Here is a 26,606-nt window from a genome sequence, read left to right on the forward strand (position 1 = left end):
GACGGTCAGCCAGCTCTGGGGCGCCGCCGCCGTCCTGGCCGGCGGCCTCGTGGCCGGCTTCCTCATCTGGCGCGCCTCTACCGCCAAGACCCCGGTCAACGCCTGACCCAAGATCAAGGGACCAATCCTGACGTTGAACGTCAGGAAGGGCCCCTTACTGACGTTCAACGTCAGTAAGGGGCCCTTCCTGACAAACAGGGTCAGCCCTTGAGGGCGGCGGCGAGCTTGGCGCCGTCGTAGGAGCCCCAGCCGGTGACCTGGTCGTAGCCCTGGCCGGCCTTGAAGGTGCCGTTGCTGCCGGAGGTCACGTCGTGGAAGCCGGTGCCCTTCAGGCCGTACAGGGCCTGGTTGGCCGCGCCGAGCTTGGCGCCGTACAGGGCGGCGAAGCCGGCCCACATGGGGGCGGCGCAGCTGGTGCCGCCGTAGACCTGCCAGCTGCCGGCGGAGTAGATGGCGTAGCCGCTGTTGGGGTCGGCGTCCGACGACACGTCCGGCACGGTGCGCTTGCCGTTGGAGCCGGTCTGCCAGCTCGGGGCGTCGAACTTGGTGGAGGTGCCGCCGCCGGAGCCGTTCCACGCCGACTCGGAGCCGTAGCTGCTGCCGCTGACGGTCAGGTGCGTGCCGCCGACGCCGGTGACGTTGGGGTCGGAGGCGGGGTAGTCGACGGCGTCCGTGCTGCCGCCGGTGGTGCTGCGGGTGCAGTCCTTGGAGCCATCGTCACCGGAGGCGGCGAAGAAGCTGATGCCCTCGGCGGTGGCCTGCTTGATGCCGTTGCTGGTGCCGGTGATGGCCGCGTCGGTGGTGTCGGGCTCGCACGAGCCCCACGAGATGGAGACCACGGACGCCTTGTTGTCGCTGGCGATCTGGCTGGCCATGTCGACCTCGCCCTGATCGCTGTTGGGCGCCTCGTACACCACGGTCGACGCGGCCGGGGCCATCGCGTTGACGATCTCGATGTCCAGCTCGACCTCGCCCTGGCCGCCGCCCGGGCTGGAGTCGTAGCTGGCGCCGTCCACCGACACGGTCTTGGGCGCGGAGGAGTTCAGGCTGAACTGCTTGCTGTACTGGGCGATGTTGGACGCCTGGTAGCCGTCGAACTCCCACAGCGCCACGGTCTGGCCGGAACCGGTGCCGAGCGAGCCGGTGTCATACGCGCCGCGCAGCTGGCTCGGGTTGTAGCCCGAGGGCGCGGCGGGCTTGCGGGACGCGGAGTTCTTGTGCTTGACGGTGTGGTTGTCCAGGCCGACCACGCCCTGCACGACGCCGGCCACGTCGGCCGGCAGCTTGGGAGCGGAGTCGTTGGCGAAGAAGTCGCGGTGCTGCGCGGTGTCGGTGTAGCGGCTCAACGAGGTGCCGAAGGCCGTCTGGAGCTGGGCAGCGCTGCCCTGGACCGTGACGAGCTGGCGGTTGTCGCTGACCTTGGCGACGGAAAGTCCCTGCCCACGAAGGAAGTTGGACACACTGTCCACCGCGGACTGGGTGGGAGCGAAACGGTCCTTGAACTGGGCGGGCGTGAGGAACTGCCCGTGCCGCGGCGAGTGAGGGTTACTCACGTCGGCGATAAATTTGTCCAGTTCGCTGCTGTTGCGCAGTTTGAGGGCGACGGACACCGACATCTTGGCGTTGGCGTCGACCGCGCCGTCGCGCTGGCTGTGCGACAGCGCGGGGGAAACGTTGCCGGGAACGGAGACGAGCGGCTGGGTCTGGGCGGCGGCAGGCCCGGCCAGAGCGGCCGCGGCCAGCAGCGGCAGGGGCGCCGCGGCTAGTGCGAGTGCGCGGAAACGTCGTGACATCTGGTGACTCCTTGGTCCGAGGCAGGGTTCGTGCCCAAGTGGTCACCGACGCTAGACGTGTAACGCTCAGATGTGAACCGACGATATGAGGGGTCTTTCAACAGTCCATCAACAGACGACAGGCCGGCCGCGCTGTTCGCACGACCGGCCTGTTCCCAGAATGCCGAGCTAGGCTCAGATGGTGACGACTTCGCTCAGCGGGGTGTGGGGGAGCTCGTGCGCCACGGCGACGGGCTCGTTGACCAGCTTGCCGTCGTGGACGTTCAGGCCCAGCGAGAGCGTCTTGTCGTCGTGCAGCGCCTGCTGCCAGCCCTTGTCCGCCAACGCGACCGCGTACGGCAGGGTCACGTTGGTCAACGCGTAGGTGGAGGTGTTCGGCACCGCGCCCGGCATGTTGGCCACGCAGTAGAACACCGAGTTGTGCACCTGGTAGGTCGGGTCGTCGTGGGTCGTCGGACGCGAGTCCTCGAAGCAGCCGCCCTGGTCGATGGAGATGTCGACCAGCACCGAGCCCGGCTTCATCCGCGACACCAGCTCGTTGCTGACCAGCTTGGGCGCCTTCGCGCCGGCCACCAGCACCGCGCCGATCACCAGGTCGGCCTCCAGCACGGCCTGCTCCAGCGCGTAGCGGTTGGAGGTGACGGTGCGGACGCGGCCGTGGAACTGCGCGTCGATCTGGCGCAGGCGGTCCACGTTGGTGTCGAGGATCTCCACGTCGGAGCCCATGCCGGCGGCGATGGTCGCCGCGTTCACGCCGGCGACGCCGCCGCCGATGACCACGACGCGGGCCGGGCGGACGCCGGGCACGCCGCCGGGCAGCACACCGCGGCCGCCGGAGGGGCGCATCAGGGAGTAGGCCCCGACCTGCGCGGACAGGCGGCCGGCGACCTCGGACATCGGGGCCAGCAGCGGCAGCGCGCCGTTCGCGGTCTGCACCGTCTCGTAGGCGATCGCCGTGTTGCCGGACGCGATCAACGCGTCGGTCAGCGGGCGGTCGGCCGCCAGGTGCAGGTAGGTGAACAGGGTCTGGCCGGCGCGCAGCTTCGGGTACTCCGGCGCGATCGGCTCCTTGACCTTGAGCACCAGCTCGCCCTCGGCCCACACGTCGTCGGCCGTGGCCAGCACCTTCGCGCCGGCGGCCAGGTAGTCCTCGTCGGGGATGGAGGAACCGGCGCCGGCGCCGGCCTGGACGAACACGTCGTGGCCACGGGTGACCAGCTCGTGCGCGCCGGCCGGGGTCAGCGCGACGCGGTACTCGTGGTTCTTGATCTCGCGGGGGACGGCGATCCGCACGATGTTCGATCCTTTCCGGGCGCACGGCTGCTTGGTGTGTTGCTTACCACGGTGAGCTACGCCAACCGGGGTGTCATCGTGCGCCCGGAAGCATCAAAAGGCCGTCTCGTTGTGCTCGGGGCACAACGGAGGGCTAGGTCTAGACCTGTCAGCTGTCCAGTGTCGAACCCGGGCGGAAGATCATCACGACCGTGACCGCGGCCCACAGCAGGTTGAAGACGCCGGTGTACATCGCCAACTGGGCCGTCGGCGTCGGCGTGCCGTCCAGCACTCGCTGCTGGTACGGCAGTACGAGAAGGCCCAGCACCAGGGCCGCGACGCCGGTCAGCACGATCGAGACGATGATCCACAGGTTGCCGGTGACGTGCATGATGCCGGCGGTGGCGAAGCCGAACACCGGGACCGCGATCGACACCAGCGCGTACACCTTGCAGATCCGGTTGAGCAGCCGCAGCGTGGCCATGTCGGCGTCGTTTCCGCTGGCCAGGGCCTTGCGGGCGGCCGGGGGGAACATGCTGGCGGCCACCGCGACCGGCCCGATGGCGATGATCACGGCGATGATGTGGATGGTCAGCAGGATCTTGGTCACAGGCCCACCTCGCTGACGCTCGGCGGGTCTGCGACCCAGGTCCCTGTGTTGAATGGTGCCCTCGCAAGCTCGGTCACGGCGGCTGCGTCCTCCTCTTGAGCGTCTGCACTCATTCAGCCTTATCATCCGCCGGTCGAGACAGTGGCTGGATCGCCAGGTGTCAACGGATTCTGGCCAGCTACCGTGGGCGGCATGCACACCGTCGCTGTGTTGGCCCTGCCTGGTGTCATCCCGTTCGACCTGGCCACCCCCATCGAGGTGTTCCAGCGGACCCCCGGCTACCGGGTGGTCGTCTGCGCCTCCGAGCCGGAGATCGACGCCGGACTGTTCACGCTGCGGGCGCCGGCCGGGCTGGCGGCCTTGGCCGAGGCCGACACGATCATGCTGCCCGGCTGCTCGGACCTCGACGTGCCGGCCGAGGTCGTGGACGCCTTGCGGTTGGCTGCTTCCCGCGGCGCTCGCCTCGCGTCCATCTGCTCAGGGGCGTTTATCCTTGCCGCCACAGGTCTTCTGGACGGCCTGCGCGCCACCACGCACTGGGTCGCCGCCGCCGAGTTGGCTTCGCGTTATCCGCTCATCGATGTGGATCCCGACGTTCTGTACGTCGACAACGGGCAGTTCCTCACCTCGGCCGGCGCCGCCGCCGGGCTCGACCTCTGCCTGCACCTGATCCGCCGCGACCACGGCTCCGCCGTCGCCGCCTCGGCCGCCCGACTTTCCGTCATGCCGTTGGAGCGCGAGGGCGGTCAGGCGCAGTTCATCGTGCATGACCTGCCGCCAGTGCCGAGGGGCAACGAGCTGGAGAAGTTGTTGGCGTGGATGGAGGAGAACTCCGTGCGGGAGCTCACCCTCGACGAGATCGCCGTGCAGGCCGGCATGAGCGCCCGTACCCTGAATCGCCGTTTCCGTGAGCAGACCGGCACTTCGCCGCTGCGGTGGCTGCACCGGAGTCGGGTTCGGCGGGCACAACATCTGTTGGAGGCGACCGACGAACCCGTGGAACGGATCGCCACGCTCACGGGATTCGGTTCCCCCACGGCGTTTCGCGAGCACTTCAAGCGGATCGTCGGCACCAGCCCGCAGGCCTACCGCGGAGCGTTCACGCCCACTTCAGCGTGACCAGCTGAGTGAGCAGGGCCAGCCGCACGTCGGGGTCGTCCAGATCGACGACCTCCCCGATCTTCTTCATCCGGTACCGGAAGGTGTTCGGGTGGATCCGCAGCGCGCGGCTGGCCTCGCGGGGATCGCCGGGGTGCCGCAGCCACTGGTACAGCGTGTCGAGGTCCATCTCCTTGAGCTGGTTGAGCGGCCCGAGCTCGGCCACGCCGGAGGCGTTCGAGGCCGCCGCCACTCGGTGCAGGACGAGGGACGACCACACCTCCTCGTAGCCGGCCAGGCGGAGCGAGATCAGGCCGTTTCGCAGCAGCGCCAACGTTTCGTCGGCCTGGGAGCGGGACAGGGGAAGGTCCGTGAGATCGACGGCGGCCCCGGCGGCCACCAGCGGCTCGCCGGTGGCGAGGACCGCTCGCAACTGGGTCCAGCCCTTGTCCGGGACCACGGCATAGAGCACGCCGTGCAGCGCGCCAGTGATATCCTCAAAAACGCGCAGAGATGGCCCTCCGTTTAGCAAGCGGACTCCGATCGAACTACGCGGCCTCGGCTAAGTTCACACGAACATAGGTTAGTGATTGAAACCGCAGGAACTAACCCGCAACCTTGGGCTGGTATGTCCATAGTGGTAGTGAGTAAATTGTCGCACATCACACTTCTAGCAGACGAACTCTCACACTACCGCATTGTGTTAGATCAAGCCAGCTCTTCCTAGCCACTTCAGCCTGGGGCTACACTTCACTCGCAGATGATGGGGCTCGGTGGCATGGGGGCATCATTTTCAACTAGACTTCGTGCATTACGTAACATCGTACTGGTGCTCTGAGGGTCAACGCTAACTACTCGTAATACAACTCGACGACGCCCGATTTTGTACTTTTTTAGGGTTATTGACGACGATCTGATCGATTGCGCGGCAGCGTGCCGTCCGGCTGGGCCGGCACGAAGATCACCGCGCGGCCCTTGCTGAGCTGGCGGAACACGCCCCGGCTGCGGAACCGGGCCAGCACGTCGTCCGGCACCCGGCGGCCCATGATCGTCGACACCCGGGCCGGGTCGGTGCGGTCCTGCCGGGTCGAGTAGGCCAGCACGCGGGAGTTGGCGTCCTCGATCGTCACCGGCGCGTCGATCACCGCCGCCACCGCGTCGGCCAGCCGGAACAGGTCGCCGAACTGTTCCACCTCGCCGTCCGACTCGTCGTCGGCGGCCGCGTCCAGCACCGCCCTGAGCAGCCAGACCAGCTGGGCCCAGGCCGCCTCCTGGCGTACCTCGACGATCGCGGTCTGCGCCTCCCCGGCTGCCTTGAGGACCTCCGGATCGCCGAAAATGCGGCTGTTTGAGCAGCACCCCCGCCGCGCCCTTGGAGTGCCTGACCAGGTCGACCGCGTCCCTGCGGCCGCCGACCGCCACGCCCAGCACCAGGTCCCCGGCCGCGATCACGTTCCGGCGGCCAGGCTCCGCGATCACCACGTCCGTCACGCTCTGCGGGGCCGCCGCCGCGTGCACGGCGCGCAGCATCGTCGGCCCCACCCGGTCGACAACCCCCTGCACCGTCACCACAGGCTCATCGTGCCACTGTCTTGTCAAGCCCTCAGTGTTCGGAAAGACCATTCCTGGCGTTGGACGTCAGGAATGGTCCTTTCACACCGCGTCAGCGCCTGCTGATCTTGAAGACCCAGGCGTACTGGCCGGCGGCCACGGCCGCGGCGGGCACGTCGACCACCAGGGAGCCGCCGGTGGTCGTCCAGGTCAGCGGCTTGGCGTAGCCCAGCATGGTCACCTTGTCACCGCTGCGGATGGGCACCGGGGCGCTGACCGTCAGCTTGCTGCCCGGCTTGACCAGGGAGCTGATGTAGAAGGCGTCCGGCTTGGTGGTGAACCGCAGATCACCCAGCTGGGCCTGCCGCGACCAGTACGAGGTGTCGTAGATCGACTCGCCGTTGACCTTGAGCCAGGCGCCGGTCTGCCGCAGCCGGGTCTGCATGATCTCCGGGATGGTGCCGTCCGCCCGCGGGCCGATGTCCAGCAGGAAGTTGCCGTTCTTGCTGACGATGTCGACGAGCGTGTGCACCACCTCCTCCGCCGTCATGTACATCTCGTCCGGGGTCGCGCGGTTGTAGCCGTAGCTGCGTGGATCCAGCCCGCGGCTCGCCTCCCACTTGGCCACCACGGTGTTCGGGTACGTCGTGTACTCCGGCGTGGTGAAGTCGTGCACCGCGATGCCCGACCGGTCGTTGATCGTCACGTCCTTCGGGCGCGGGCGGTCCTTGGCGTGGTTGAAGTACTCGGCCATCAACCGCCGGCTGTCGTTGACGCCGCCGATGTCGCACCAGATCACGTCCGGGTCGTAGCCGTGCACCAGCTCCAGCATCTGCGGCAGCTGGTAGTCCAGCACGAAGTCCCGGCCGCTGGCGTACCCGGTGTAGGGCACGGCCGCGCCGGTGTACGGATTCCTCGGCGGGTGGCCCATCCACGGGTTGTCGGGGTTGAACCACTCCGGCATGGAGAAGTACAAACCGTTGCGCAGCTGGGGAGTGTGCCTTCTCGACGCGTCGAACAGGGCCTTGACCAGATCGCGTTTCGGGCCCAGCTTGGCCGCCGTGCGGCCGGAGACCTGGGAGTCCCAGAGCGCGAAACCCTCGTGGTGCTTGGAAGTCAGCACGTAGTAGCGCGCGCCCGCCTCCACGAACAGGTTCAGCCAGTCGAGCGGATTCCAGTGCTCCGCCTTGAACTGCGGGATGAAGTCGTCGTAGTTGAAGCCCTCGCCGAAGGTCTGGCGGTGGTAGTCGTAGACCGCGTTGGTCGGGTCCTGCATCCAGTTCCAGTACCACTCCGCGTACTGCTTGCCCGGCGGCGACCAGGCCGGCACCGAGTAGACGCCCCAGTGGATGAAGATGCCGAACTTGGCGTCCTGGAACCAGTACGGGGCCTGGTGCGTGGTCAGCGAGGTGTCCGCCGGCTGGTAGTCGGGCACTCCCAGCAGAATCGGGGCGTTCGCGCTGGCCAGAGTGTCCTTTTTGGACTTCGCGGTGACCGTCCCGGTCGCCGTCGTGCCGTCGTCGACACGCTGGTTCTTGCGGATGCCGATCCTGACCTTCGCCTCGTCGCCCGGGGCCAGCCAGGCCACCGTCGCCGGCGTCACCGTGCGGCCGCCCTGGACGTCCACGGAGATCGTCAGCTGGTCCTGCGGGGTGATCCACTCGGTGCCCAGGTTGACCAGCGTCGCCTCCACGGTCTGCGGGCCGGCGTCGGTGAGCAGGCTGGTCGTGGACTTCGTGCTCCTCAGCGTGACCGCCTTGCCGGTCACCACCGGTTGCAGGCTCAGGGCGAACACGTGGAGGCTGGACTTGCCCTCGACGGCGGGACTGGTGGTCGGCAGGGTGATGGCCACCGCGTCCCGGCCGGGGTCGATCCAGGCCTGGGAGGTGCTGATCGAGACCGGGCTCTGGTCGGTGCCGCCGCCCGGTGTGTAGCGGAACGGGGCGACGATCTGGCCGCTGCCGGAGTACCAGTCGGCGCCGCCGAGCTGGGCTTCGCTGGTGCTGCCGTCGGCGTAGTGGACCGTCGCCGTGCCGCCGGTCGCGCCGTAGGAGCAGGCCGTGAGGAACAGGGCCGTGACGTAGCGGCCCTTGGGCAGCGGGATCTGCTGGCCCATGGCGACGATGTTGTTCTTGCCCGCTGCCGTGGGGAAGGTGAACGGGATGCCGTCCACCGTGGTCGGTCCGCTCGGTAAGCCCTCGGCCGGGAAGGTGTAGCCGGATCCGTCGAAGTTGCCGTCGTGCGTGGTCGCGGTGTCGATGCCGTCGTTGTCGAACAGGCCGTCCAGGGGGACGGGGACCGGATTCGGCGCGGTGTCTGCGGCGAAGGCGGTCCCCGTGCCGTCGATCGTGGCCAACACGGTGGCGCCCAGGGCCAGTCCCAGGGCAGTCCGTCTCGGGAAGGTCGTCATCGAGCCCTCCTACGTCGGGCCGCCCGGCGGCGAACAGATCCGATGTGTGGGGGGCTTTGCGGCGGACCGGGGGCCTGAAGCGGGTTAGTCATCGGATGACTGTTGATCCTGGGGTGGCTGGAGTCACACTGTCAAGACCTCGGTCACGCCCCGCGCGCTGAGGTACTCCGGCGTCGTCTCCATCACAACCGCCGGTCGGTGGCCTTCCCTGGCCAGACGCATCCAGGCCTCGAAGAACGCGCCGCCCGGGCCTGAGGAGCTCCGCTTGCCGTCGAAGAACAGCGCCGTGGTCCGCTCCACCGGCTTCGGCAACTCTGCGTGCACGGCCCTCTCGATCGCCCTGGCCAGCGGCTTCGCGTTGCCGTCGGCGTCGAACAGGCCGAGGCCGTACTCCAGCTCCGGGTAGTCGATGAACCTCCGGTTCACGTCGTGAGAGCACCACCAGGTCAGGCCCCAGACGTTCTTGCAGGTCGCGACGTTGCCGATCGTGTGCTCCGCGTACTCCACCGCGTGCTCCACCGGGATGTGCGGGGCCGGCGCGCCCACCTCCTGCACCCAGATCACCCGGTCCGGCGCGCCGTAGGCGCGGGCCAGCTCCGTGCCGTACTCGGCGAGGTGGTGGATCTCCGTCGACTGCGGACCGTAACGACGAGCCGCGTTCAGCGAGAACACCCAGGGATGAACCGTGGTCATGGCGCCCTTGGTCGCGCTGGCCAGCGGCGTGAACGGGTGATCATCGACGTACCAGGCGTCGTCGAAGGCCGAGTGGCAGTGCGGGTGGTCCGGGTCCGCCTCGTTGACCGTCGCCAGCAGCCGGTCCAGCCAGACGTCCACCTCGTCCGCCGTGCACGGGTTGTGCTCGACCAGGTTGTTCATCTCGTTGCCCAGCGTCATGCCCAGGAAGTTCGGCTCCCCGCGCAGCACCGTCGCCAGCGTGCGCAGCAGGAGGATCTGCCCCTCCAGCACATCGGGATCGGTGAAGACGTTGCGGTGGTGCCAGGTCTGCGTCCAGGAGGGGTAGAAGTCGAAGCTGGACAGGTGGCCCTGGATGCCGTCCACCGTGACGTCCAGGCCCGCCGCCGCGCCCATGCGGACCATCTCCAGCAGCTGCTCCACGGCCTTCTCGCGGACCACGCCCCGGTTCGGCTGGAAGACCGACCAGATCGGGAACACCCGCACGTGGTCGAGGCCCAGGCCGGCCAGCTGGTCCAGGTCGCGGCGGATCGAGTCCGGCTCGAAGTCCAGCCAGGAGTGCCACCAGTGCTTGCTTGGCGTGTAGTTCGCGCCGAACCTCATCAGCCGCTCCCCGGTTCGTTTACAGTGAGGGCAACAATTCCACACAGGCCGCGTGCCGAAGGCACACAGCCCGGTCGGGAGAGTCCTCGATGCGTGTCGTCGGGGCGCCGAAGGAGCAAGCCTCCCCGCACACTCTCAGGCATCCCAGACCGGCCGGGCGAGGCAACTCTGGAAAGCAGCGTGCGCGGTCGTGCATGCCCACCCACGGTGCAAGCCGTCGCGGTCGTGACGGCGAAGCTCTCAGGTCCCATGACAGAGGGGGAGCTTCCGTCTTCTCCTATGCCCTGGAGTCCGTCATGGCCATCAGCGTTTTCGATCTCTTCTCCGTGGGCATCGGCCCGTCCAGCTCACACACCGTCGGGCCGATGCGGGCCGCCTTCATGTTCGTCGACCGCCTGCGGTCCGCCGGGGTGTTCGATCGCGTCACCCGGGTGCACGTCGAGCTGTTTGGCTCCCTCGGCGCCACCGGCCATGGCCACGGCAGCCCCAAGGCTGTGATGTTGGGTCTCGAAGGCTCCCAGCCCGAACTCTGCGACCCCACCGACGCCGACTCCCGCGTCGCCCTCATCCGCTCGTCCGGTCGCCTCGCGCTCGGCGGTTCCCGTGAGATCGACTTTGTCGAGGACACCGACCTCATCATGCACCGCCGCAAGCAGCTTCCCTTGCACCCCAACGGGATGAGCTTCGCCGCTTTCGACGCCGAGGGCTCTTCGCTCGACTCCGCCGTCTACTACTCGGTCGGCGGCGGCTTCATCGTCGACGAGACCGCCACCGGCACCGACCGCATCAAGCAGGACTCCACCCCGCTGCCCCACCCGTTTCTGAGCGGCGACGAACTCCTTGCCCGCACACGGGAATCCGGCGTCTCCATCAGCGATGTCATGCTGGCCAACGAGTTGTCCTGGCGTCCCGAGGCCGACGTCCGCTCCGGTCTGCTGCACATCTGGCACGTCATGCAGGAGTGCGTCGAGCGGGGCTGCACCGTCGAGGGCACCCTCCCCGGCGGCCTCAAGGTCCGCCGCCGGGCCGCCGACCTTCGCCGCACCCTCGCCGCCGAGCACTTCGCCACGGATCCGTTGCGGGTCATGGACTGGGTCACCCTGTTCGCCCTCGCCGTCAACGAGGAGAACGCCGCCGGCGGCCGTGTCGTCACCGCCCCCACCAACGGCGCCGCCGGCATCGTCCCCGCCGTCCTGCACTACTACTCCCGCTTCGTCCCCGGCGCCTCCGACGACGGTGTCGTGCGGTTCTTGCTCACCGCCGGCGCCATCGGCGTCCTGTTCAAGGAGAACGCCTCCATCTCCGGCGCCGAGGTCGGCTGCCAGGGCGAGGTCGGCTCCGCCTGCTCCATGGCCGCCGCCGGTCTCGCCGAGGTGCTCGGCGGCACCCCCGAGCAGGTCGAGAACGCCGCCGAGATCGCCATGGAGCACAACCTGGGCCTCACCTGCGACCCCATCGGCGGCCTCGTCCAGATCCCCTGCATCGAGCGCAACGCCCTGGCCTCCATCAAGGCCATCACCGCCGCCCGCATGGCCCTGCGCGGCGACGGCGCCCACTTCGTCTCCCTCGACAAGGTCATCAAGACCATGCGCGAGACCGGCCGTGACATGAAGGACAAGTACAAGGAAACCGCCCGCGGCGGCCTCGCCGTCAACGTCATCGAGTGCTGACCGGCGGCGAGGACGTCTTTGCTGCCAGGGATTCCGTCCCCGCCCGCGTTGTCGTCGCCTTCGGGTGTCAGGGGTGGGCGCTACCGTCGAGTCCGTGGTTGACCTGAACATGCCGGACGGCATGAGCGACGAGGAACGGGTGCGGTGGCTCCGGGAGGCCGGCGAAGCGCTGCGCCGCGAGACGGGTCAGCCGTCCGGCGTCACGGAGAACCAGCCGGGCAAGGACGGTCAGCCGGTCTGGGGCGTCTGGGGGTCTGACGACGAATAGCCCTTTCACCTGCCGGTGAAGGCATCTCTCGCTGCCGCTCGCCATGTGACTAGACTAAACGTCTAAGATTCTGGACGAAGTGTCTACGCGGGGAGGGTGGGGTGGCGGGGTCGGCGGAGGCGGTGTTCGCGGCGTTGGGGCCGGTGGTGGCGGGGATCGCGGAGACGTTCGGGCGGTCGTGCGAGGTGGTGCTGCACGACTACCGGGATGAGGAGCACTCGGTGAGGGCGATCGCGGGGGAGGTGACGGGGCGCAGCGTGGGGGACGCGATGAGCGAGATCGGGCTGCGGGTGCTGGCGGCGGGGGAGGCGGCGAGCAACGAGGTCAACTACATGACCCGCACGGCGGATGGGCGGGTGTTGAAGTGCTCGACGCTGCCGTTGAGGGATGAGGACGGGGCGCTGATCGGGGCGCTGTGTATCAACATCGACGTCACGGCGTTGCAGCGCGCGGGGGCGGTGCTGGCGGAGCTGGCGGGTGGGCCGGTGGCGGAAACGACGACGAACTTCTCGGGGGATCTGGACCAGCTCGTGGACTCGCTGGTGGAGGACGCGGAGCGGACGCATGGGATGTCGGTGGAAGCGATGGGCAAGCAGGGGCGGGTGGGGGTGGTGCGCGCGCTGCACGCGGCGGGGGATCTTTGCCCTGCGCGGAGCGCCGGCCAGGGTGGCGGCGCGGTTGGGGATCTCCCGCGCGGCGCTCTACAACGACCTCGCGACGATCAAGGAGGACGTCTGACATGCGGGTGCTCACGGAGTCCGAGACCGCGGGGCTGATCGATGACGATCTGGCGCTGGCGGCGGCCCGCGAAGCGTTTCTGGCGGTGGGGCAAGGCGTGAACTTCCCCGTCATCATCGGTCACGGCAGTGACCGGGCCAACCGGTTCACGCTGAAGTCGGGTGCGATGGCGGCGGCCGCGGGCGTGAAGATCGGCAGCTACTGGCCGGGCAACGACGCGCACGGGATGCCGCGGCACAGCTCGTCGGTGATCCTGTTCGACCAGTCCACCGGTCGGCTCGGGGCGGTGGTCGAAGCGTCCACGGCGAACGCCTACCGCACGGCCGCGGCCGACGCGCTGGCGGTTCAGGCGCTGGCCCGCCCGGACAGCCGAGTGCTGACCGTGATCGGCACCGGTCACCAGGCGCTGCACGACGCCCGCGCGGTGGCGAGGATCCGTCAGTTCGATACGGTGCTCGTGGCCGGGCGTCGACCGGAGGCCGCGGCCGCGCTGGCCGCGGAGATCCATGCCCAGACGGGACTCGATGCCCGGCCGGAGCAGATGGAGACGGCCTGTCGGGCCGCGGATGTCCTCGTCACGGCCACGACCTCGACCGCGCCGCTGTTCGACGCGGGCTGGATCTCGCCCGGCACCCACGTCTCGGCGATGGGCGCCGACTCGGCCGGCAAGCAGGAACTGCCCGCCGAGCTCTACCCGGGCGCCGCCCTCTTCTGCGACGTGGTCGAGCAGTCGCGCACGATCGGGGAGTTCCAGCATGCCTCGGCCGGCACCGCGATCACGGCGCTGGGCGAGGTCCTCCGTGGGATGGCGTCCGGGCGCACCTCGGCCGAGCAGATCACGGTCTTCGACAGCTCCGGCTTCGCCCTCCAGGACCTCACGCTTGCGACCGCCCTGCTCAAGCGCAGCGACATCGAGCGCCAGGCGGGAGACCACTGATGCCGACTCTCAGCGACACCGACACACCGTTCGCCGTGGTCGACCGGGCCCGGATGGACCGCAACATCGACCGGCTTCGCACGCGGCTGGACACCGTCGGCGTCCCGCTGCGGCTGCACGTCAAGACGACCAAGTCCCTGGACGTCGCCGGGCGTGTGCACCGGGTCGGCCCCGGACCGATCACGGTGTCCACGCTCGCCGAGGCCGAGTACTTCGCCGACGGCGGCTACACCGACATCCTCTACGCGGTCGGCATCGACCCGGGCAAACTCCCGCGCGTCCTCGCGCTGCGCCGTCGCGGCGTGGACCTGGTCGTGCTGCTGGACAGCGTCGCGCAGGCCGAGGCGGTGGGAAGGCGTCGGCCGACGCCGGCGATCCGATCCCGGCGCTGATCGAGATCGACTGCGACGGGCACCGCGGTGGCGTCCAGCCCGACGGTCCGGACCTGCTTGAGATCGGCCGACGCCTCGTCGAGGCCGGTGCCGAGCTGCGCGGGGTGCTCGACCACGCCGGCGAGTCCTACTTCGCCCGCACCACCGAAGCCCAACGCCAAGCGGCCCAACAGGAACGCGACGCAGTCGTGCTCGCCGCGAATCGCCTACGCGAGGAAGGGCTGCCCACGCCCGTGGTCAGCGTCGGGTCCACGCCCACCGCGCACGCCGCCGCCGACCTGTCGGGGATCACCGAGGTCCGTGCCGGCAACTACGTGTTCTTCGATCTGGTCATGGCGGGCATCGGCGTCTGCGACATCGACGACCTGGCCCTCTCCGTGGTGGTGACCGTCATCGGCCACCGCCTCGACAAGGGCTGGATTCTCACCGACGGCGGCTGGATGGCCACCTCCCGGGACCGTGGGACCGCCGTCCAACAGGTCGACCAGGGGTACGGCCTAGTCACCGATCTCGCCGGCCGGGTCATCTCCGACCTCGTCATGACGGGCGCCTCCCAGGAGCACGGGGTCTTGTCCCTGCGTCCCGGAAGTGCCCGCCACCTACCGGACCTGGCCATCGGCAGCCGTGTCCGGATCCTGCCCAACCACGCCTGCGCCACCGCCGCCCAACACCGCGAGTACCACGTCGTTGACGGGCAATCCTCGCTCGCCGTCCAGGCGGTCTGGCCACGGCACAACGGCTGGTGAAATGCCGGGCGGGAACGAGCTTCGAGGGGTGGATCGGGGCGAAGACGTGGGAGAGCCTGGATCGGGACCTGCGGATCGAGGCGGTGTTCCGGAGCAGGGGCCACGTGGAGATGACCTGGGGGCTGGCGCCGTGGCGGGGCAACGATGTCTGGAAGGCGCAGGTGACGTTCGAGATTGAGGCGGGGGAACAGATGCGTGGGCTGGCCGAGGACATGCGGGCACTCCTGGGGTGAGGTCAGGGGGATCCCTGATGTGGGGGCCACCGCCTGGCGTGGAGGCTGAAAGCCATGGAGGGGAACGGGTTCGGCCGGGTGCTGTCGGGGGCGTGCCTGGTGTTGGGGCCGGCGTTGATGGGGGCGTCGACGGCGTTCTGGGAGGGGAACAGCCAAGGCGCGACCGGTGGGGCGCTGGTGGTGCTGGCGACGGGGATATGGTCGTACGGCCTGGTGACGGTGCTGGCGGGGGTGTCGGCACGGCGGCCGAGGTTGGCGGCGGTGGCGACGCTGGTGACGGTGCTGGGCGTGGTCGGGGGCACGGCCTTTGGGGTGCAAGGAATATACGAGGCGGCGCTGGGGATGTCGCACAGCAGGGCGGTCGGGGCGCTGGGGGCGCATCCGTTCGCCGCGGACGTGGCGTTCTGGCTGGCGGGGCCAATGTTTCCGGCGGCGCTGGTGTTGACGGGGGTGGGCCTGCTGCTGGCGAGAGGGGCGCCGCCGTGGGTGGGGGTTCTGGTTTGTGTTGGGGGACTGGCGTTTCCGGCGGGGCAGATCATGAGGCTGGAGTGGGTGGCGAGCGGCGTGGATCTGCTGTTGCTGGCGCCGTTCGCGTACCTGGCGTGGAGGATGGTGCGGGACGAGCCGGTGGCGAACAGACTGGTGGGAACGGCATAACGCCTGACGACATGGTGTTGGCGGCGATGGAAGTCGCGGACGAGGGGATGGCGCAGGGGGAGCTGCCGATCGGCGCGGTGGTGGTGTCGGGGGACGAGATCGTGGCGAGGGCCTACACGAGGGACAGCGAGGGACGACTCAAGCACGCGGACCTGCTGGCGATGATCGAGGCGGACGGGAAGGGCGCGAGGGATCTCCGGTTGGCAGTGAATCTGGAGCCGTGCCTGATGTGTCTGGGGGCGGCGATGTCGTTGGGGGTGAAGGAGATATTCTACGGCCTGGACTCCCCGGGGGACGGTGCGGCGGCCACCGCGCGGAGCTGGGCGCCGGGCCCGGGGATGGGGTGGTACCGGGCGCCGGAGGTGCACGGGGGGATTCGGGCGGGCGAGGTGCGTGAGCAGTTTCGGCGGTACTGCGGGCAAGCGCCGGACACGGCGTTGCGGCGGTGGGCTAATACGCTTGTGACGGGAACCTAGGCTGTAGGGCATGACCAGGATCGCGGTGTTGACGGGGGCGGGGATCTCGACGGACTCGGGCATCCCGGATTACCGTGGCCCGCAAGGGGAATGGACGAAGGACCCGAAGGCGCAGGAGCTGTTCACGTACGAGACCTTCATGGGGGACGAGGGGACGCGAGGGGAGTTCTGGCGGCGGTACGAGCGGCACCCGGCGTGGCAGGCGGAGCCGAACGAGGCGCATCGGGCGATCGCGAAGCTGGCGAACGTGCGGGTGCTGACGCAGAACGTGGACGGCCTGCATCAGAAGGCGGGCATTCCGGCGAGGAAAGTGCTGGAGCTGCACGGAAGCATGCACAAGACGGTGTGCGTGGGGTGTGGAAAGGGCTTCGGCACAAGGGAAATCCTCGGCGGGGACAAGAGGTGCCCGGAGTGCGGCGGCGTCCTGAAGCTGGGGGTGACGCTGTTCGGCGAGAACCTGGACGCGGATGTGTTGGGGCAGGCCATGAACATCGCGGCGGCCAGTGAGGTGTTCCTGGCGATCGGCAGCTCGTTGCGGGTGGAGCCCGCGGCGGCGCTGTGCGCGGTGGCGGTGCGGGCCGGTGCGCGGCTGGTGATCGTGAACCGCGATCCGACGCCGTACGACGAACTGGCGGCGGAGAAGATCACGGAGCCGATCGGGACGGCGGTCCCGAGGCTGTGCAAGGAGTTGGCTTAGCAGGCGAACGGCCCGGCCGGAGTGCCGGGCCGTTCGCGTGCGTCAGAACTTGGCGGCGCAGCCGGGGGTCAGCTTGGCGGCCTCGACGCCGGCCATGATGAACATGCCGGTGCCGTAGTTGCTGGTGGCGGTGGGGCTGATGGGCTGGTACTGGGACGGGTGCGAGGACGGCCCCTGCACGTAGCCGACGACACCGTTGGACTGCAGCGCCTTGGTCTTCAGCCAACCCCAGGCCTTCTGCACGACGGGCAGGTAGGTGGCCGAGTCGAGGTAACCGGCCTGGATTCCCTTGGCCAGCCCGTAGGTGTAGAGGGACGTGCCGCTGGACTCGGGCGCGGGGTAGGCGGCCGGGTGGTCGACGTCGGCGGTCCAGTAGCCGCCGGACTGCTGGGTGGACTTGAGCTTGGCGAACATGTCCTGCAGCAGGCTGATGTAGTGCGCCCGGTGGGTGTCGCCGGCGGGCAGGTTGGCGATGGTGTCGGTGAGGGAGAGCACGATCCAGCCGTTGCCGCGCGACCAGTGCTGGGTGGTGCCGACCCAGCGGGAATCGCGCCACCACAGGGCGTTCTTCTTGTCGTAGATGTGGCTTTCGGGGTACGCGAACAGCTTGGCCATGGCGTCGATGTCGGCGCTGCTCCCGAAGTACGGGAACGCGGAGAGGGCGCCGAGGCGGACGGCGTCGACGTAGTCCATGTCGGAGCTCTTGCCGCCCTCGACCTTCTTGGTCTCCCGGTCGACGTAGGCCTTGGCGTCGGCGACGTCGGAGGCCGGGTGCTTGGGGTCGAGCTTGTAGAGGTCGATGTACTCCTGCGCCGCCTCGGGACCGTCGAGGTTGGGCGTGCCGGTGGGCAGCTTCCACTTGTTGTGCGAGGCCCAGGCGGTGGCGTAGGTGAGGTACTTGGCGTCGCCGGTGAGCTTGTAGGCCTCGATGTCGCCCTTGATGAACAGGGAGTTGAACCAGGTGGAGTCGGCGGGTTTGGCGTTGCCGGCGATCCAGTGGTCGGCGGCGGCCCGGACGGGCGCCTCCTCGGAACAGGCGGTGGGTGCGGCCGAGGCCGCGGTCGGGAGCAGGGCCCCGGCGACGAGAGAGCAGGCGATCGCAAGCGACCACCGGGAACGTGATGCCACCACAACCTCCAGGGGTGTCGGCGCGGCGGCGCACTGGAAACGTTTACATAGTAGGGGTGGCGTCAATCGGGGCTACGGGCGAGGGACGGCTCGGGGCGCTGGAAGCCGCCTGGAGCTGGGAAAAGAGCATGGTGAGCGGGAGAGTCGTCCGCGGTCGGAAAGGCGTGTGGTGGCCGGTCCGCCACGTCGCGGAGCACCATGGGGGCATGAAGCTCAAGCTGGACCTGCACGACATCTACAACCGGGGCGGTGAGATCGACCGGGCGCTGCGGGCGGTGATCGACGAGGCGGTGGCCAAGAAGGCGCCGCTGGTGGAGATCATCCCGGGCAAGGGGTCGGGGGCGCTGAAGAAGCACGTGCTGCGGTTCCTTGAGCGCAAGGAGATCAAGGCGTTGTACCACCGGGTGGAGAAGGACAGCGACAACTTCGGGCGGGTGTTCGTGCACTTCCGCTGGAAGTGAGTCAGTGCGCGTTCTTGATGACGAAGTAGGAGCCGCGGATGGTGCCGGCCAGCTTGGACTTCTGGCGGGCGAACTTGAACGCGGAGAGCTCCGAGGGGATGTCCATGCCGTCGGAGAGCTTGAAGCCGACGGCCCGCTTGCCGCCGTCGGCGAGGGTGTACATGACGTTGATGGACAGGCCGCTCTCGTAGAAGACATAGGCCATCCGGATGCCCTCGACCTCGAACTCCGTCGCCTCCAGCGGGCGGGAGGCGATGACGATGCCGCGCTCGTCGGCCAGGATCCCGTGCACCCAGTCGATGATCGACGCGGCCTTGTCGGCGGGCTCGACGGTGAAGACGTGGTCGTACTTGTTCTTGAAGTAGCGGGCCTCATTGGCCCGCAGGCCGGCCAGCGCGTCGGTGACCGGGGAGGACTCCAGGCCGACGGTCGAGACGGTGGTGAAGTCGACGGCGTAGGTCATGGCGACAGCGTATGCGCTGGTGGTGGCCGTAGGCGAGCCGAAAGTGGCCTCAGTCGGCGCTGCCGCCCACGCCGGTGCCGAGCACGCCGAGACCGGGGCCGGGCAGCTGGACGGGCACGTTGGCCGGGGCCAGGGTGCTGTTGCCGGTGAGCACGCCGCTGGAGCCGTTGAAGGAGCCGGCGAAGCCGGGCCGGACATCGGAGGCGAGGGCGGGCGTCGCCAGCAGGACCAGCAGGGCGACGACCAGGGCGGCTAGGCGCATGAAGATCATTGTCTAAGTAATCGATTCATCCGATGACAGCAACCGTAGGCCTGGACAAGAGTCTTGACGTGGCTGGACCCTCTGCCTACGGTCGGCGGCAGAGCTCCGATGTATAGGTTTTCACATCGACGTGAGGGGCCGACATGGCTGAGCTGTCCCGGAGGAGTCTGCTGGCCGCGAGCGGGGCGCTGCTGGCGACTCCGGCGTTGGCGAGCGGAGGAGCGGACGGCACCGCCGGCGTGAACTGGCGCGGCTTCCTGGCCGGCAGCGACCTGATCTGGAAGCAGCTGCCGAAGAACTGGTACGACGGACCGTTCCTGGGCAACGGCTTCCTGGGCTCGGGCATCTACGCGGAGCCGGGCGCCAACGCGATCCGCTTCACCGTGCAGCACAGCGAGGTCCAGGACCACCGGCCGCAGTTCGGCTCCCTGTACGGCCTGGCCCGCCTGCCGATCGGCTGGTTCACGCTGGAGCCGCAGGGCACGATCACCAAGGTCGACTGGCGGCTGAGCCTCTACGACGCCGAACTGACCGGCACGATCACCACCACGGCCGGCAGCATCGCGATCCGGGCGATCATCCACAATGGACGGGGCGTCCTCGCCGTGCAGGCGAAAGCCACCGACGGGGAGGCGAAGTTCCGCTGGGTGTTCCACCCGGCGGTCGCGGTGAGCCCCCGAACGGACCCGAAGTTCAACAAGCCGGCCCCGGACGGCTACCTGCCCAACCCCAAGCCCGACACGGCGACCAGCGGCGACGCGACGCTGGTCACCCAGCCCCTGCTGTCCGGCGGCGAACACGTCACGGCGTACCAGGAGAAGACCAGGGGCACCACAAGGACCCTCTACGCCACGGTGGCCTGGTCGAACCCGGCCAAGACCGCCGGCGCCACCGCCCTGCACACCCTGCGCTCAGCGGTACAGCCCCTCGACATGCTGGCCCAGGACCACCGTGCCTGGTGGAACGCCTTCTACCGCAAGAGCTTCCTCTCGGTGCCGGACGGCCGCCTGCAGAGCTTCTACTGGATCCAGCTCTACAAGGTGGCCTCGGCGACGAGGAAATCGGCGCCGGTGATGGCCACGACCGGCCCCTGGCTGGAGCCCACGCCCTGGCCGGCCACGTGGTGGAACCTCAACGTGCAGCTGGAGTACTGGCTGATCAACGGCTCCAACCACCTGGAGCTGGACTCGCTGACCCGGGCGATCAGCCAGTACCGGGACAACCTGAGCAGTCAGGTGATCGCGCCGTACAACCAGGACTCCGCCGGCATCCCGCGCAGCACGGACATCACCCTGCGGGGCGGCGGCACGGTCGGCGTGCCGGGCCAGGACCCGCCGACGCCGGAGACCGGGAACCTGACCTGGGCCCTGCACAACGTGTGGCTGACCTACCGCCACACCATGGACACCGCGACCCTGAAGTCCACGGTGTTTCCCCTGCTGCGCAAGGCGATCAACTACTACCTGCACTTCCTGGCCAAGGGTGACGACGGCAAGCTGCACCTGCCGAAGACCTTCTCCCCGGAGTACGGCGTCGACACGCCCGACACCAACTTCGACCTGGCGCTGATCCGCTGGGGCTGCCAGACCCTCCTGGAGTCGGCCAAGATTCTCCACATCAACGACCCGCTGGCCCCGGTGTGGCAGCACACCCTCGACGATCTGACGCCGTATCCCACCGACGCCAACGGGTTCATGATCGGGGCGGGCCAGCCGTTCGCCATGTCCCACCGGCACTACTCGCACATGCTGTCGGTGTACCCGCTGTACCTGGTGAACTGGGAGCAGCCGGAGAACCGGAACCTGATCCAGACCTCGCTCAACCACTGGATCAGCTTCAAGGGGGCGCTGCAGGGCTACAGCTACACGGGTGCGGCCTCGATGGCGGCGCAGATGCTGCGCGGCAACGACTCCGCCCAGTACCTCAGCGACCTGCTGCGGCTCTACGTGCAGCCCAACACCATGTACAAGGAGTCGGGCCCGGTGATCGAGACGCCGCTGTCGGCGGCGCAGTCGATGCACGACATGGTGTGCCAGAGCTGGAACGGGATCATCCGGGTCTTCCCGGCCATCCCCGACTCCTGGGCCGACACCACGATCGACAACTTCCGCACCCAGGGGGCGTTCCTGATCAGCGCGTCCCGACAGAAGGGCGCAACCCGCTGGGTCCGGATCCGCAGCGAGGCCGGCGCGCCGTGCGTCGTCCGACACGGCATCCCGGGTCAGGTCACGGTCCGGGACGCACACGGGCGGCCGTGGAAAACCAAGGAACTCGACGCCACCACGATCCAGATCGACCTGCCGCGCGGCGGCGAGGCGGTGCTCTACCGGGCCGGCGACCGGCCGGACTTCACGGTCGCGCCGGTGACGCCGAACGGGCAGTCCGCGCCATGGGGCCTGCCGGCCTGAGTTTCACAGCATCCTGTAAGGAAAGCCGTAACCGTTCCTCAGGAACAGCTGATGTGATCTGTGTCGCGGGGCCCCCGGCGGAAGTCGGGGGCCCCGACCACTGTCAGAACCGGAACAGGCTCCCGGTCTTGTTGTCACGCTCGCAGCTGTTGGTGTAGCTGTCCTGGAACAGGACGGTCCGGCCCCGCCACAGGCCGGTCGCGCTCACCTTGATCGGTTGGAAGATCATGGGGCAGAAGATGTGCGCCTCGGTGCCGGGCATGTTCGCGATGTCCCCGTCGACCTGGTCGAGCTGCAGGCACGCGAGCTGGGCGTCGGGGTGGGTGCCGGCGACGGGGTCGCAGGTCAGCTCCACGACGTGCGGGGCCTGGCCGCGGGTGGTGGCGGTCAGGGACAGGGTGGAGGGCATCGCGGCCGCGGCGGGGACGGCGGTCACGCAGACGGCGGCAACGCAGAGCGCTGCTGCGCCGGCAAGGATGCGGGGGAGGGCCATGGTTGCCTACCTTTGCGCCGTTCGTGCAGGCAATCGACGTAAAACCGAGTGCTCCACCAGAACGTGTGGCCGCTTTCACCCGTTTGTGGTCCCATGTCGTGACTGAGGGAGGATACCGTGACTCGATCGATTGATCAGGTTCGCAGTTCGTCGGTGCGCAAGGTCGCACTGGCCAGCGCGGCCGGCACGACCATCGAACTCTACGACTTCCTGATCTACGGCCTCGCGTCCGCGGTGGTGCTGCCCAAGCTGTTCTTCCCGACGGGCAACCAGACCGTGAGCACGCTGCTGGCGTTCGCCACCTTCGGGGTCGGCTTTCTCGTCAGACCACTGGGTGCGGCGGTCATCGGCCATTTCGGTGACCGGGTGGGCCGCCGCCCGATGCTGGTGCTGACGCTGACCATGACCGGCCTGTGCACGGCGCTGATCGGCGTGCTGCCCAGCTACGCCACGGCCGGCCTGATCGCGCCCGTCCTGCTGCTCGTTCTCCGTCTGCTGCAAGGGTTCTTCCTCGGCGGCGAGCAGAGCGGCGCGGCGCTGATGGTCGTCGAGCACGCCCCCGAACGGCGCCGAACCTGGTACAGCGGCTGGACCTTCCTCGGCTCCCCGCTGGGACTTTTTGTCGGCACGGCCATGTTCTCGCTGTCCACGGCCGCCTCCGGCGGCGACTTCCTCAGCTGGGGCTGGCGGATTCCCTTCCTGGCCAGCCTGGTGCTGGTGGCGGTCGGCATCTACATGCGGGTGGGCATCGAGGAGAGCCCGGAGTTCAAGGAGCTGCGGGCCGCGCAGCGGGTGACCCGGGTGCCGCTGGCCGAGGTGCTGCGCACCTCGTGGCAGAAGGTGCTGCTCGGTGTGGGCGTGAACCTGGGCTTCAACGCCTTCATCTTCATCCTCGTGACCTTCGTGCTGAACTACTGGACGGCCGTGCACCACCTGCCGCAGCAGCAGGTGCTGACCGCGAGCCTGGTCGGCGGCGCGGCCCAGGTGGTGTCGATCCTGATCGCCTGCCGCGTCGCGGACCGGGTCGGCCGCACGCCGGTGATGCTGACCGGCGCGGTGTTCATCATCGTGTTCGCGTTCCCGCTGTTCTGGCTGATCGACACCGGCTCGGCCGGCCTGCTGATCCTGGCGCTGGCGCTGGCCTACGCGGGTTCCGGCGTCCTGTTCGGCCCGATGGCCTCGTACTTCCCGGTGCTGTTCGAGCCGCGGCTGCGCTACTCCGGCTCGGCGTTCAGCTACCAGCTCGGCGCGACGCTGGGCGGTGGCCTGTCCCCGCTCGTGGCCACCGCCCTGCTGTCGGTCGACCACGCCAAGCCGTGGCCGATCTCGCTGTATCTGGTGCTGGGCGGCGTGATCAGTGCGCTGTGCCTGCTGGGACTGCGTCGACAGGCGCCCGGTCCAGTAGCCGACTGAGCACCGTCTGGAGCGTGCCGGCGGCGTCGGCGACCTCGAAGTCCGTACGCCAGGCCACGATGCCGTCCGGCCGCACCAGGCTCGCGCCGCCGTTGCCGATGCCGTACGCCTCGACCAGGCGGTCCTCCGGGTCGGTGAGATCGGGCCCGAGGCCGACCGTGCGCACGGCGATGCCCAGCCGGTCGGCCACGTGCTTGGCCGCCTCGTGCCACACGCCGCCCTCGGCCCCGGTCAGCAGCACCCAGTCCCGGCCGAAGAAGTCCACAGTGGACACCTCAGCGCCGTCTCGTGCGAGCGTCACGTGCGGGGCGCGGAAACCGGGACGGCCACTCGGCTTGAGCGGATCCTCGACCAGAACCGGGTCCTCGTCGTCGATCAGCACGGCCTCGGAGCGCTGCCGGATGCCGAACACAACCTCCATGTACCCCACCGGTTCGGGCACCGCCTCGCCGCGCAACTGCGGCGCCAGCCGGTCCACGTAGTTGGCCAGCGACTCCGCCACCACGAGTTCGGCCACAGCCCGTCGCTCCGCGTCATAGCTGTCGAGCAGCCCCGGTCCGGCCTGGCCGTTCAGCACGGCGGCCAGCTTCCACGCCACGTCGAACCCGTCGCCGATGGCCGTGTTGCCGCCGAGGCCACCGGTCGGCGGCGTCACCTTCGCCGCGTCGCCGGCCAGGAAAACCCGGCCGCTGCGGAAGGTGTCGGCCACCCGGGCGGCCATTTCCCACGCCTGCACGGTCCGCAGCTCGACCTTCAACGAAGGGTCGTCCAGACCGAGCCGGATCAGCGAGGTGCAGCGTTCCGGCGTGAAGTCGTCGATCGACTCCCCGCGCGCGGGGTCGTACTCGACGGCGAAGATGAACCGGCCGGGCACGTCCGTCGAGCCGAAAACCCCGGTGAACTCCGGATGTTGCAGGTAGTACAGCGAGCCGGTGATGTCGGCCAGCCGCTCCGGGTCGGTGTCGAAGACGACGCCCGCGTGGTGGCTGAGGCTGCCCCAGCCGTGCCGGCCGATGCCCAGCCGCTCGCGGATCGGGCTGCGGTGCCCGTCGGCGGCGACGAGGTAGTCGGCGCGGACCTGGCTGAGCGTGCCGGTCGGGCGGTGCACGAGCCGTGCGGTGACGCCGAGCGTGTCCTGTTCGAAGGAGACGAGTTCGGTGTCGAAGCGGACGCGCGTGCCCAGTTCCTTCGCACGGCCCAACATGATCGGCTCCATTTGGACCTGTGTGGCCATGCCCATCGGCAACGGCGACAGCGAGTCCCACAGCCGCGAGTCGTCGCCGGCCACGATTGTCCTGAACACCGGGCCGCGAGCGCTCGCGGCGATCTTGATCTCGAACGCGCCGCCGCCGGTGAACGGGTTGGCGGCCAGCGTCTGCTCGATGACGCCGGCTGTGCGCAGCAGCTCCATGGTGCGCGGGTTCTGGCCGCTTGCCTTGGGGTGCAAGGAAGTTCCCGGATGCCGCTCGACCACGAGCGACTCGACTCCCCGGTCGGCCAGGAACATCGAGGCTGCCGCGCCGGCGAGTCCGGCCCCCACCACCAGGACCCGTGTTCGTGTCATGTCCATACGTCCCCCCTAAATCTCAATTCAAAAGTATCTTAGCTCCCGAGTGATCTCGGTGACAAGGGGGTTACGAGACGATCTAGGGCCAGCGTTCGGCCTGGACAGTCGTCGGCAGGTGTGCGAGGTTCACCGATCGGAGGTCGATGTGGCTAAGGTGCAGCTGGATATTCCTTCCTACAACCGAGGAATCGGCCTGGTCTCGGCCTGGCCGGACGACTACCGGCTGACCGTGTCGGTCGGGTCCGACGGCAAGGTGAGCATCACCGGCGATCCGGCCGGCCTGACCGGATTGGCCGTGCAGCTGCTGGCGCTCGCCCAGCCGGGCGTGCCGACGGGCTCGTGCGAGGACCTCGACGACTTCCTTCTCGTACTGGACGAAGGATCCTCACCGCTGCGGCTCGAACGCGCCTGAGGGCTGTCCCTTCGCGCCGAAGCGGCGCGAACGCGCGTGACGCCATCGGGGCACTGGCTAGCGTCGTCGGTGTGGACAACGACGAACTGCTCAGCACCACCCGCTCGGTCCGGCTCAAGCTCGACCTGGAGCGGCCGGTCGAACCCGAGGTGATCAACGACTGCCTACGCCTGGCGCTGCAGGCGCCCAGCCCCGGCAATCTCCAGATGTGGCGCTGGATCGTCGTTCGCGACGCCAACAAGCGGGCCGAGCTGGGCCGGCTGTTCCGGGAGGCCGGCAACGAGTACCTGGCCTCGCTGCCCGGCGACATCCCCGAGCACTCCCTGCGCTCCGGCCGGTTCCTGATCGACAACATCGAGCGCGTGCCGGTGTTCGTGATTCCGTGCGTGCTCGGCCGGCCGCCGGCCACGGTGTTCGAGAGCTCCGCCTTCTGGGGCGGCATCTACCCGGCAGTGTGGAGCCTCCAGCTGGCGCTGCGCACCCGTGGCCTCGGCTCGACCATGACCACCTACCACCTGACCCGCGAGGCCGAGGCACGCGAGATCCTCGGCATCCCCGAGGACGTCACGCAGACCTGCCTGCTGCCGATCGCCTACACCACGCAGACGACCTTCAAGCCCGCGCAGCGCAGGCCCCTGAGCGAGGTCGCCTACACCGACCGCTGGGACGGCTGACCCCCAAGATCAAGGGACCGATCCTCTCGTTGAACGTCAGGAAGGGCCCCTTACTGACGTTCAACGTCAGTAAGGGGCCCTTCCTGACAAATCAGCTGCGCTCCTCCGGGAGCGGTTCCAGCAGCGAGCCGGCGTCGTTGAGCAGGCTGGTGGCCGAGCGGAGCTGGTCGGCGATGCGCTCGCGGTAGTCGCGCAGCCGTGCGGCTTCCTGGTTGCTGCGGTTGATCCGGGCGTCGGCGTCGGCGGTCGCGGCCGTGACGCGCTGGTCCAGCTCGGTCATCTGGGAGGCTTCGAGCTCGGCGATGGCGTCCAGCGCGGCCTTGCGCTTGGCGGCGATCTCCTGCGTGAACTCGGCCTCGATCTGACGGCGGCGCTGCTCGGCCTGCTCGTCCAACGTCTTGCGGCGCTGCCCGGCGACGGTGGTCAGCTCGGCGGCCTCGCTGCGGGCCTTCTCCATCAGCGACTGGTGCTCGGCGATGAT

Annotated in this window: 28 protein-coding genes, 2 pseudogenes and 1 riboswitch; of the genes and pseudogenes, 17 read left to right on the forward strand and 13 right to left on the reverse strand. The window is 68.9% G+C overall.

The genetic code is table 11. The annotated features are described in order from the left end of the window. Nucleotides 1–200: 200 nt before the first annotated feature. The 3 genes from KUTG_RS32100 to KUTG_RS32110 all read right to left on the reverse strand — a co-directional run bounded on the left by KUTG_RS32100 (nucleotide 201) and on the right by KUTG_RS32110 (nucleotide 3,675). Nucleotides 201–1,793 carry a S53 family peptidase gene (locus tag KUTG_RS32100; protein WP_043722104.1) on the reverse strand — a complete coding sequence of 531 codons (1,593 nt, stop codon included), beginning with the start codon at nucleotides 1,791–1,793 and terminating at the stop codon, nucleotides 201–203. 174 nt (nucleotides 1,794–1,967) lie between these two features. Then, nucleotides 1,968–3,086, reverse strand: a complete 1,119-nt coding sequence (gene ald, locus KUTG_RS32105) for an alanine dehydrogenase (RefSeq protein WP_043722106.1) — start codon at nucleotides 3,084–3,086, stop codon at nucleotides 1,968–1,970. A 148-nt stretch (nucleotides 3,087–3,234) separates the two neighbouring features. Then, the gene (locus KUTG_RS32110) at nucleotides 3,235–3,675 is read right to left on the reverse strand and encodes a hypothetical protein (RefSeq protein WP_043722107.1); all 441 of its coding nucleotides are present in this window, start codon (nucleotides 3,673–3,675) and stop codon (nucleotides 3,235–3,237) included. 192 nt (nucleotides 3,676–3,867) lie between these two features. Here KUTG_RS32110 and KUTG_RS32115 point away from each other — a divergent pair, with 192 nt between their 5' ends. Then, nucleotides 3,868–4,794, forward strand: a complete 927-nt coding sequence (locus KUTG_RS32115; protein WP_043731334.1) for a GlxA family transcriptional regulator — start codon at nucleotides 3,868–3,870, stop codon at nucleotides 4,792–4,794. On the opposite strand, the gene KUTG_RS32120 is transcribed toward KUTG_RS32115, so the two are convergent. The 4 genes from KUTG_RS32120 to KUTG_RS32135 form a co-directional block, all read right to left on the reverse strand. Next, on the reverse strand, nucleotides 4,775–5,245 hold the full coding sequence (locus KUTG_RS32120) for a PucR family transcriptional regulator (RefSeq protein ID WP_052395638.1): 471 nt from the start codon (nucleotides 5,243–5,245) through the stop codon (nucleotides 4,775–4,777). The two genes, KUTG_RS32115 and KUTG_RS32120, sit on opposite strands and share 20 nt — an antisense overlap. Nucleotides 5,246–5,672: 427 nt before the next feature. Next, nucleotides 5,673–6,005 carry a hypothetical protein gene (locus KUTG_RS66490; RefSeq protein ID WP_052395639.1) on the reverse strand — a complete coding sequence of 111 codons (333 nt, stop codon included), beginning with the start codon at nucleotides 6,003–6,005 and terminating at the stop codon, nucleotides 5,673–5,675. A gap of 431 nt (nucleotides 6,006–6,436) precedes the next feature. Then, nucleotides 6,437–8,734 (reverse strand): alpha-L-fucosidase, encoded by a 2,298-nt coding sequence (locus tag KUTG_RS32130; protein ID WP_043722109.1) that lies wholly within the window; start codon nucleotides 8,732–8,734, stop codon nucleotides 6,437–6,439. Between the two features lie 123 nt (nucleotides 8,735–8,857). Continuing rightward, complete coding sequence (locus KUTG_RS32135; protein ID WP_052395640.1) at nucleotides 8,858–10,030, reverse strand: glycoside hydrolase 5 family protein; 1,173 nt, start codon at nucleotides 10,028–10,030, stop codon at nucleotides 8,858–8,860. Between the two features lie 65 nt (nucleotides 10,031–10,095). After that, a riboswitch (glycine riboswitch) is annotated at nucleotides 10,096–10,192 on the forward strand. Between the two features lie 134 nt (nucleotides 10,193–10,326). Here KUTG_RS32135 and KUTG_RS32140 point away from each other — a divergent pair. From KUTG_RS32140 to KUTG_RS32180, 11 genes and pseudogenes are all read left to right on the forward strand, one after another. Beyond that, on the forward strand, nucleotides 10,327–11,700 hold the full coding sequence (locus KUTG_RS32140) for an L-serine ammonia-lyase (protein ID WP_043722112.1): 1,374 nt from the start codon (nucleotides 10,327–10,329) through the stop codon (nucleotides 11,698–11,700). 94 nt (nucleotides 11,701–11,794) lie between these two features. Beyond that, nucleotides 11,795–11,968 carry a hypothetical protein gene (locus tag KUTG_RS32145; protein ID WP_157494901.1) on the forward strand — a complete coding sequence of 58 codons (174 nt, stop codon included), beginning with the start codon at nucleotides 11,795–11,797 and terminating at the stop codon, nucleotides 11,966–11,968. 188 nt (nucleotides 11,969–12,156) lie between these two features. Next, nucleotides 12,157–12,360 (forward strand): annotated as a pseudogene (locus tag KUTG_RS64130) (PAS domain-containing protein); the annotation flags it as partial. 172 nt (nucleotides 12,361–12,532) lie between these two features. Beyond that, on the forward strand, nucleotides 12,533–12,706 hold the full coding sequence (locus tag KUTG_RS64135; RefSeq protein ID WP_232241501.1) for a helix-turn-helix domain-containing protein: 174 nt from the start codon (nucleotides 12,533–12,535) through the stop codon (nucleotides 12,704–12,706). 1 nt (nucleotide 12,707) lies between these two features. After that, complete coding sequence (locus tag KUTG_RS32155) at nucleotides 12,708–13,643, forward strand: ornithine cyclodeaminase family protein (RefSeq protein ID WP_043722117.1); 936 nt, start codon at nucleotides 12,708–12,710, stop codon at nucleotides 13,641–13,643. Next, on the forward strand, nucleotides 13,643–14,035 hold the full coding sequence (locus tag KUTG_RS65380) for a type III PLP-dependent enzyme domain-containing protein (RefSeq protein WP_255360948.1): 393 nt from the start codon (nucleotides 13,643–13,645) through the stop codon (nucleotides 14,033–14,035). The genes KUTG_RS32155 and KUTG_RS65380 overlap by 1 nt, the downstream gene beginning before the upstream one ends. A gap of 5 nt (nucleotides 14,036–14,040) precedes the next feature. Beyond that, nucleotides 14,041–14,781 carry an alanine racemase gene (locus KUTG_RS65385; RefSeq protein ID WP_255361044.1) on the forward strand — a complete coding sequence of 247 codons (741 nt, stop codon included), beginning with the start codon at nucleotides 14,041–14,043 and terminating at the stop codon, nucleotides 14,779–14,781. Next, nucleotides 14,778–15,014, forward strand: a complete 237-nt coding sequence (locus tag KUTG_RS32165) for a DUF6228 family protein (RefSeq protein WP_052395641.1) — start codon at nucleotides 14,778–14,780, stop codon at nucleotides 15,012–15,014. Before KUTG_RS65385 ends, KUTG_RS32165 begins: the two co-directional genes overlap by 4 nt. Nucleotides 15,015–15,068: 54 nt before the next feature. Continuing rightward, the gene (locus tag KUTG_RS65390; RefSeq protein WP_052395642.1) at nucleotides 15,069–15,671 is read left to right on the forward strand and encodes a hypothetical protein; all 603 of its coding nucleotides are present in this window, start codon (nucleotides 15,069–15,071) and stop codon (nucleotides 15,669–15,671) included. A gap of 11 nt (nucleotides 15,672–15,682) precedes the next feature. Then, entirely contained in the window at nucleotides 15,683–16,147 is a 465-nt protein-coding gene (locus KUTG_RS61880) for a deaminase (protein ID WP_052395643.1), read from the forward strand. Nucleotides 16,148–16,157: 10 nt separating this feature from the next. Continuing rightward, nucleotides 16,158–16,844 carry an SIR2 family NAD-dependent protein deacylase gene (locus tag KUTG_RS32180; RefSeq protein WP_043722120.1) on the forward strand — a complete coding sequence of 229 codons (687 nt, stop codon included), beginning with the start codon at nucleotides 16,158–16,160 and terminating at the stop codon, nucleotides 16,842–16,844. Between the two features lie 42 nt (nucleotides 16,845–16,886). Here KUTG_RS32180 and KUTG_RS32185 read toward each other — a convergent pair whose 3' ends face one another. Continuing rightward, a complete protein-coding gene (locus tag KUTG_RS32185) occupies nucleotides 16,887–17,972 on the reverse strand; it encodes a glycoside hydrolase family 88 protein (protein ID WP_198047377.1) in 1,086 nt (361 codons plus the stop codon). A gap of 206 nt (nucleotides 17,973–18,178) precedes the next feature. Between KUTG_RS32185 and KUTG_RS32190 the strand changes: the two genes are divergently transcribed. Next, entirely contained in the window at nucleotides 18,179–18,433 is a 255-nt protein-coding gene (locus tag KUTG_RS32190; protein ID WP_043722124.1) for a Smr/MutS family protein, read from the forward strand. A 1-nt stretch (nucleotide 18,434) separates the two neighbouring features. On the opposite strand, the gene KUTG_RS32195 is transcribed toward KUTG_RS32190, so the two are convergent. Together KUTG_RS32195 and KUTG_RS32200 are read right to left on the reverse strand one after the other, a co-directional pair. Continuing rightward, on the reverse strand, nucleotides 18,435–18,896 hold the full coding sequence (locus KUTG_RS32195) for a hypothetical protein (protein ID WP_043722125.1): 462 nt from the start codon (nucleotides 18,894–18,896) through the stop codon (nucleotides 18,435–18,437). Between the two features lie 49 nt (nucleotides 18,897–18,945). Beyond that, entirely contained in the window at nucleotides 18,946–19,158 is a 213-nt protein-coding gene (locus KUTG_RS32200; protein WP_198047378.1) for a chaplin family protein, read from the reverse strand. 2,024 nt (nucleotides 19,159–21,182) lie between these two features. On the opposite strand from KUTG_RS32200, the gene KUTG_RS66495 reads away from it, so the two are divergent. Further along, on the forward strand, nucleotides 21,183–21,566 hold the full coding sequence (locus KUTG_RS66495; protein WP_369794658.1) for a glycoside hydrolase family 95-like protein: 384 nt from the start codon (nucleotides 21,183–21,185) through the stop codon (nucleotides 21,564–21,566). A 103-nt stretch (nucleotides 21,567–21,669) separates the two neighbouring features. Here KUTG_RS66495 and KUTG_RS32210 read toward each other — a convergent pair whose 3' ends face one another. Further along, nucleotides 21,670–22,059 (reverse strand): SSI family serine proteinase inhibitor, encoded by a 390-nt coding sequence (locus KUTG_RS32210; RefSeq protein ID WP_063753589.1) that lies wholly within the window; start codon nucleotides 22,057–22,059, stop codon nucleotides 21,670–21,672. A gap of 117 nt (nucleotides 22,060–22,176) precedes the next feature. Between KUTG_RS32210 and KUTG_RS32215 the strand changes: the two genes are divergently transcribed. Continuing rightward, the gene (locus KUTG_RS32215) at nucleotides 22,177–23,472 is read left to right on the forward strand and encodes an MFS transporter (RefSeq protein ID WP_157494903.1); all 1,296 of its coding nucleotides are present in this window, start codon (nucleotides 22,177–22,179) and stop codon (nucleotides 23,470–23,472) included. Here KUTG_RS32215 and rdmE read toward each other — a convergent pair. Beyond that, complete coding sequence (rdmE, locus tag KUTG_RS32220; RefSeq protein WP_157494904.1) at nucleotides 23,414–25,036, reverse strand: aklavinone 12-hydroxylase RdmE; 1,623 nt, start codon at nucleotides 25,034–25,036, stop codon at nucleotides 23,414–23,416. The genes KUTG_RS32215 and rdmE overlap by 59 nt on opposite strands. A 148-nt stretch (nucleotides 25,037–25,184) precedes the next feature. Between rdmE and KUTG_RS32225 the strand changes: the two genes are divergently transcribed. Both KUTG_RS32225 and KUTG_RS32230 read left to right on the forward strand, forming a co-directional pair. After that, on the forward strand, nucleotides 25,185–25,451 hold the full coding sequence (locus KUTG_RS32225; RefSeq protein ID WP_157494905.1) for an Imm32 family immunity protein: 267 nt from the start codon (nucleotides 25,185–25,187) through the stop codon (nucleotides 25,449–25,451). Between the two features lie 71 nt (nucleotides 25,452–25,522). Further along, a complete protein-coding gene (locus tag KUTG_RS32230) occupies nucleotides 25,523–26,125 on the forward strand; it encodes a nitroreductase family protein (protein ID WP_043722135.1) in 603 nt (200 codons plus the stop codon). Nucleotides 26,126–26,216: 91 nt separating this feature from the next. Here KUTG_RS32230 and KUTG_RS32235 read toward each other — a convergent pair. Further along, a pseudogene (locus KUTG_RS32235) lies at nucleotides 26,217–26,606 on the reverse strand (hypothetical protein); the annotation flags it as partial.

It is taken from the genome of Kutzneria sp. 744, assembly GCF_000568255.1.
GTDB lineage: Bacteria > Actinomycetota > Actinomycetes > Mycobacteriales > Pseudonocardiaceae > Kutzneria.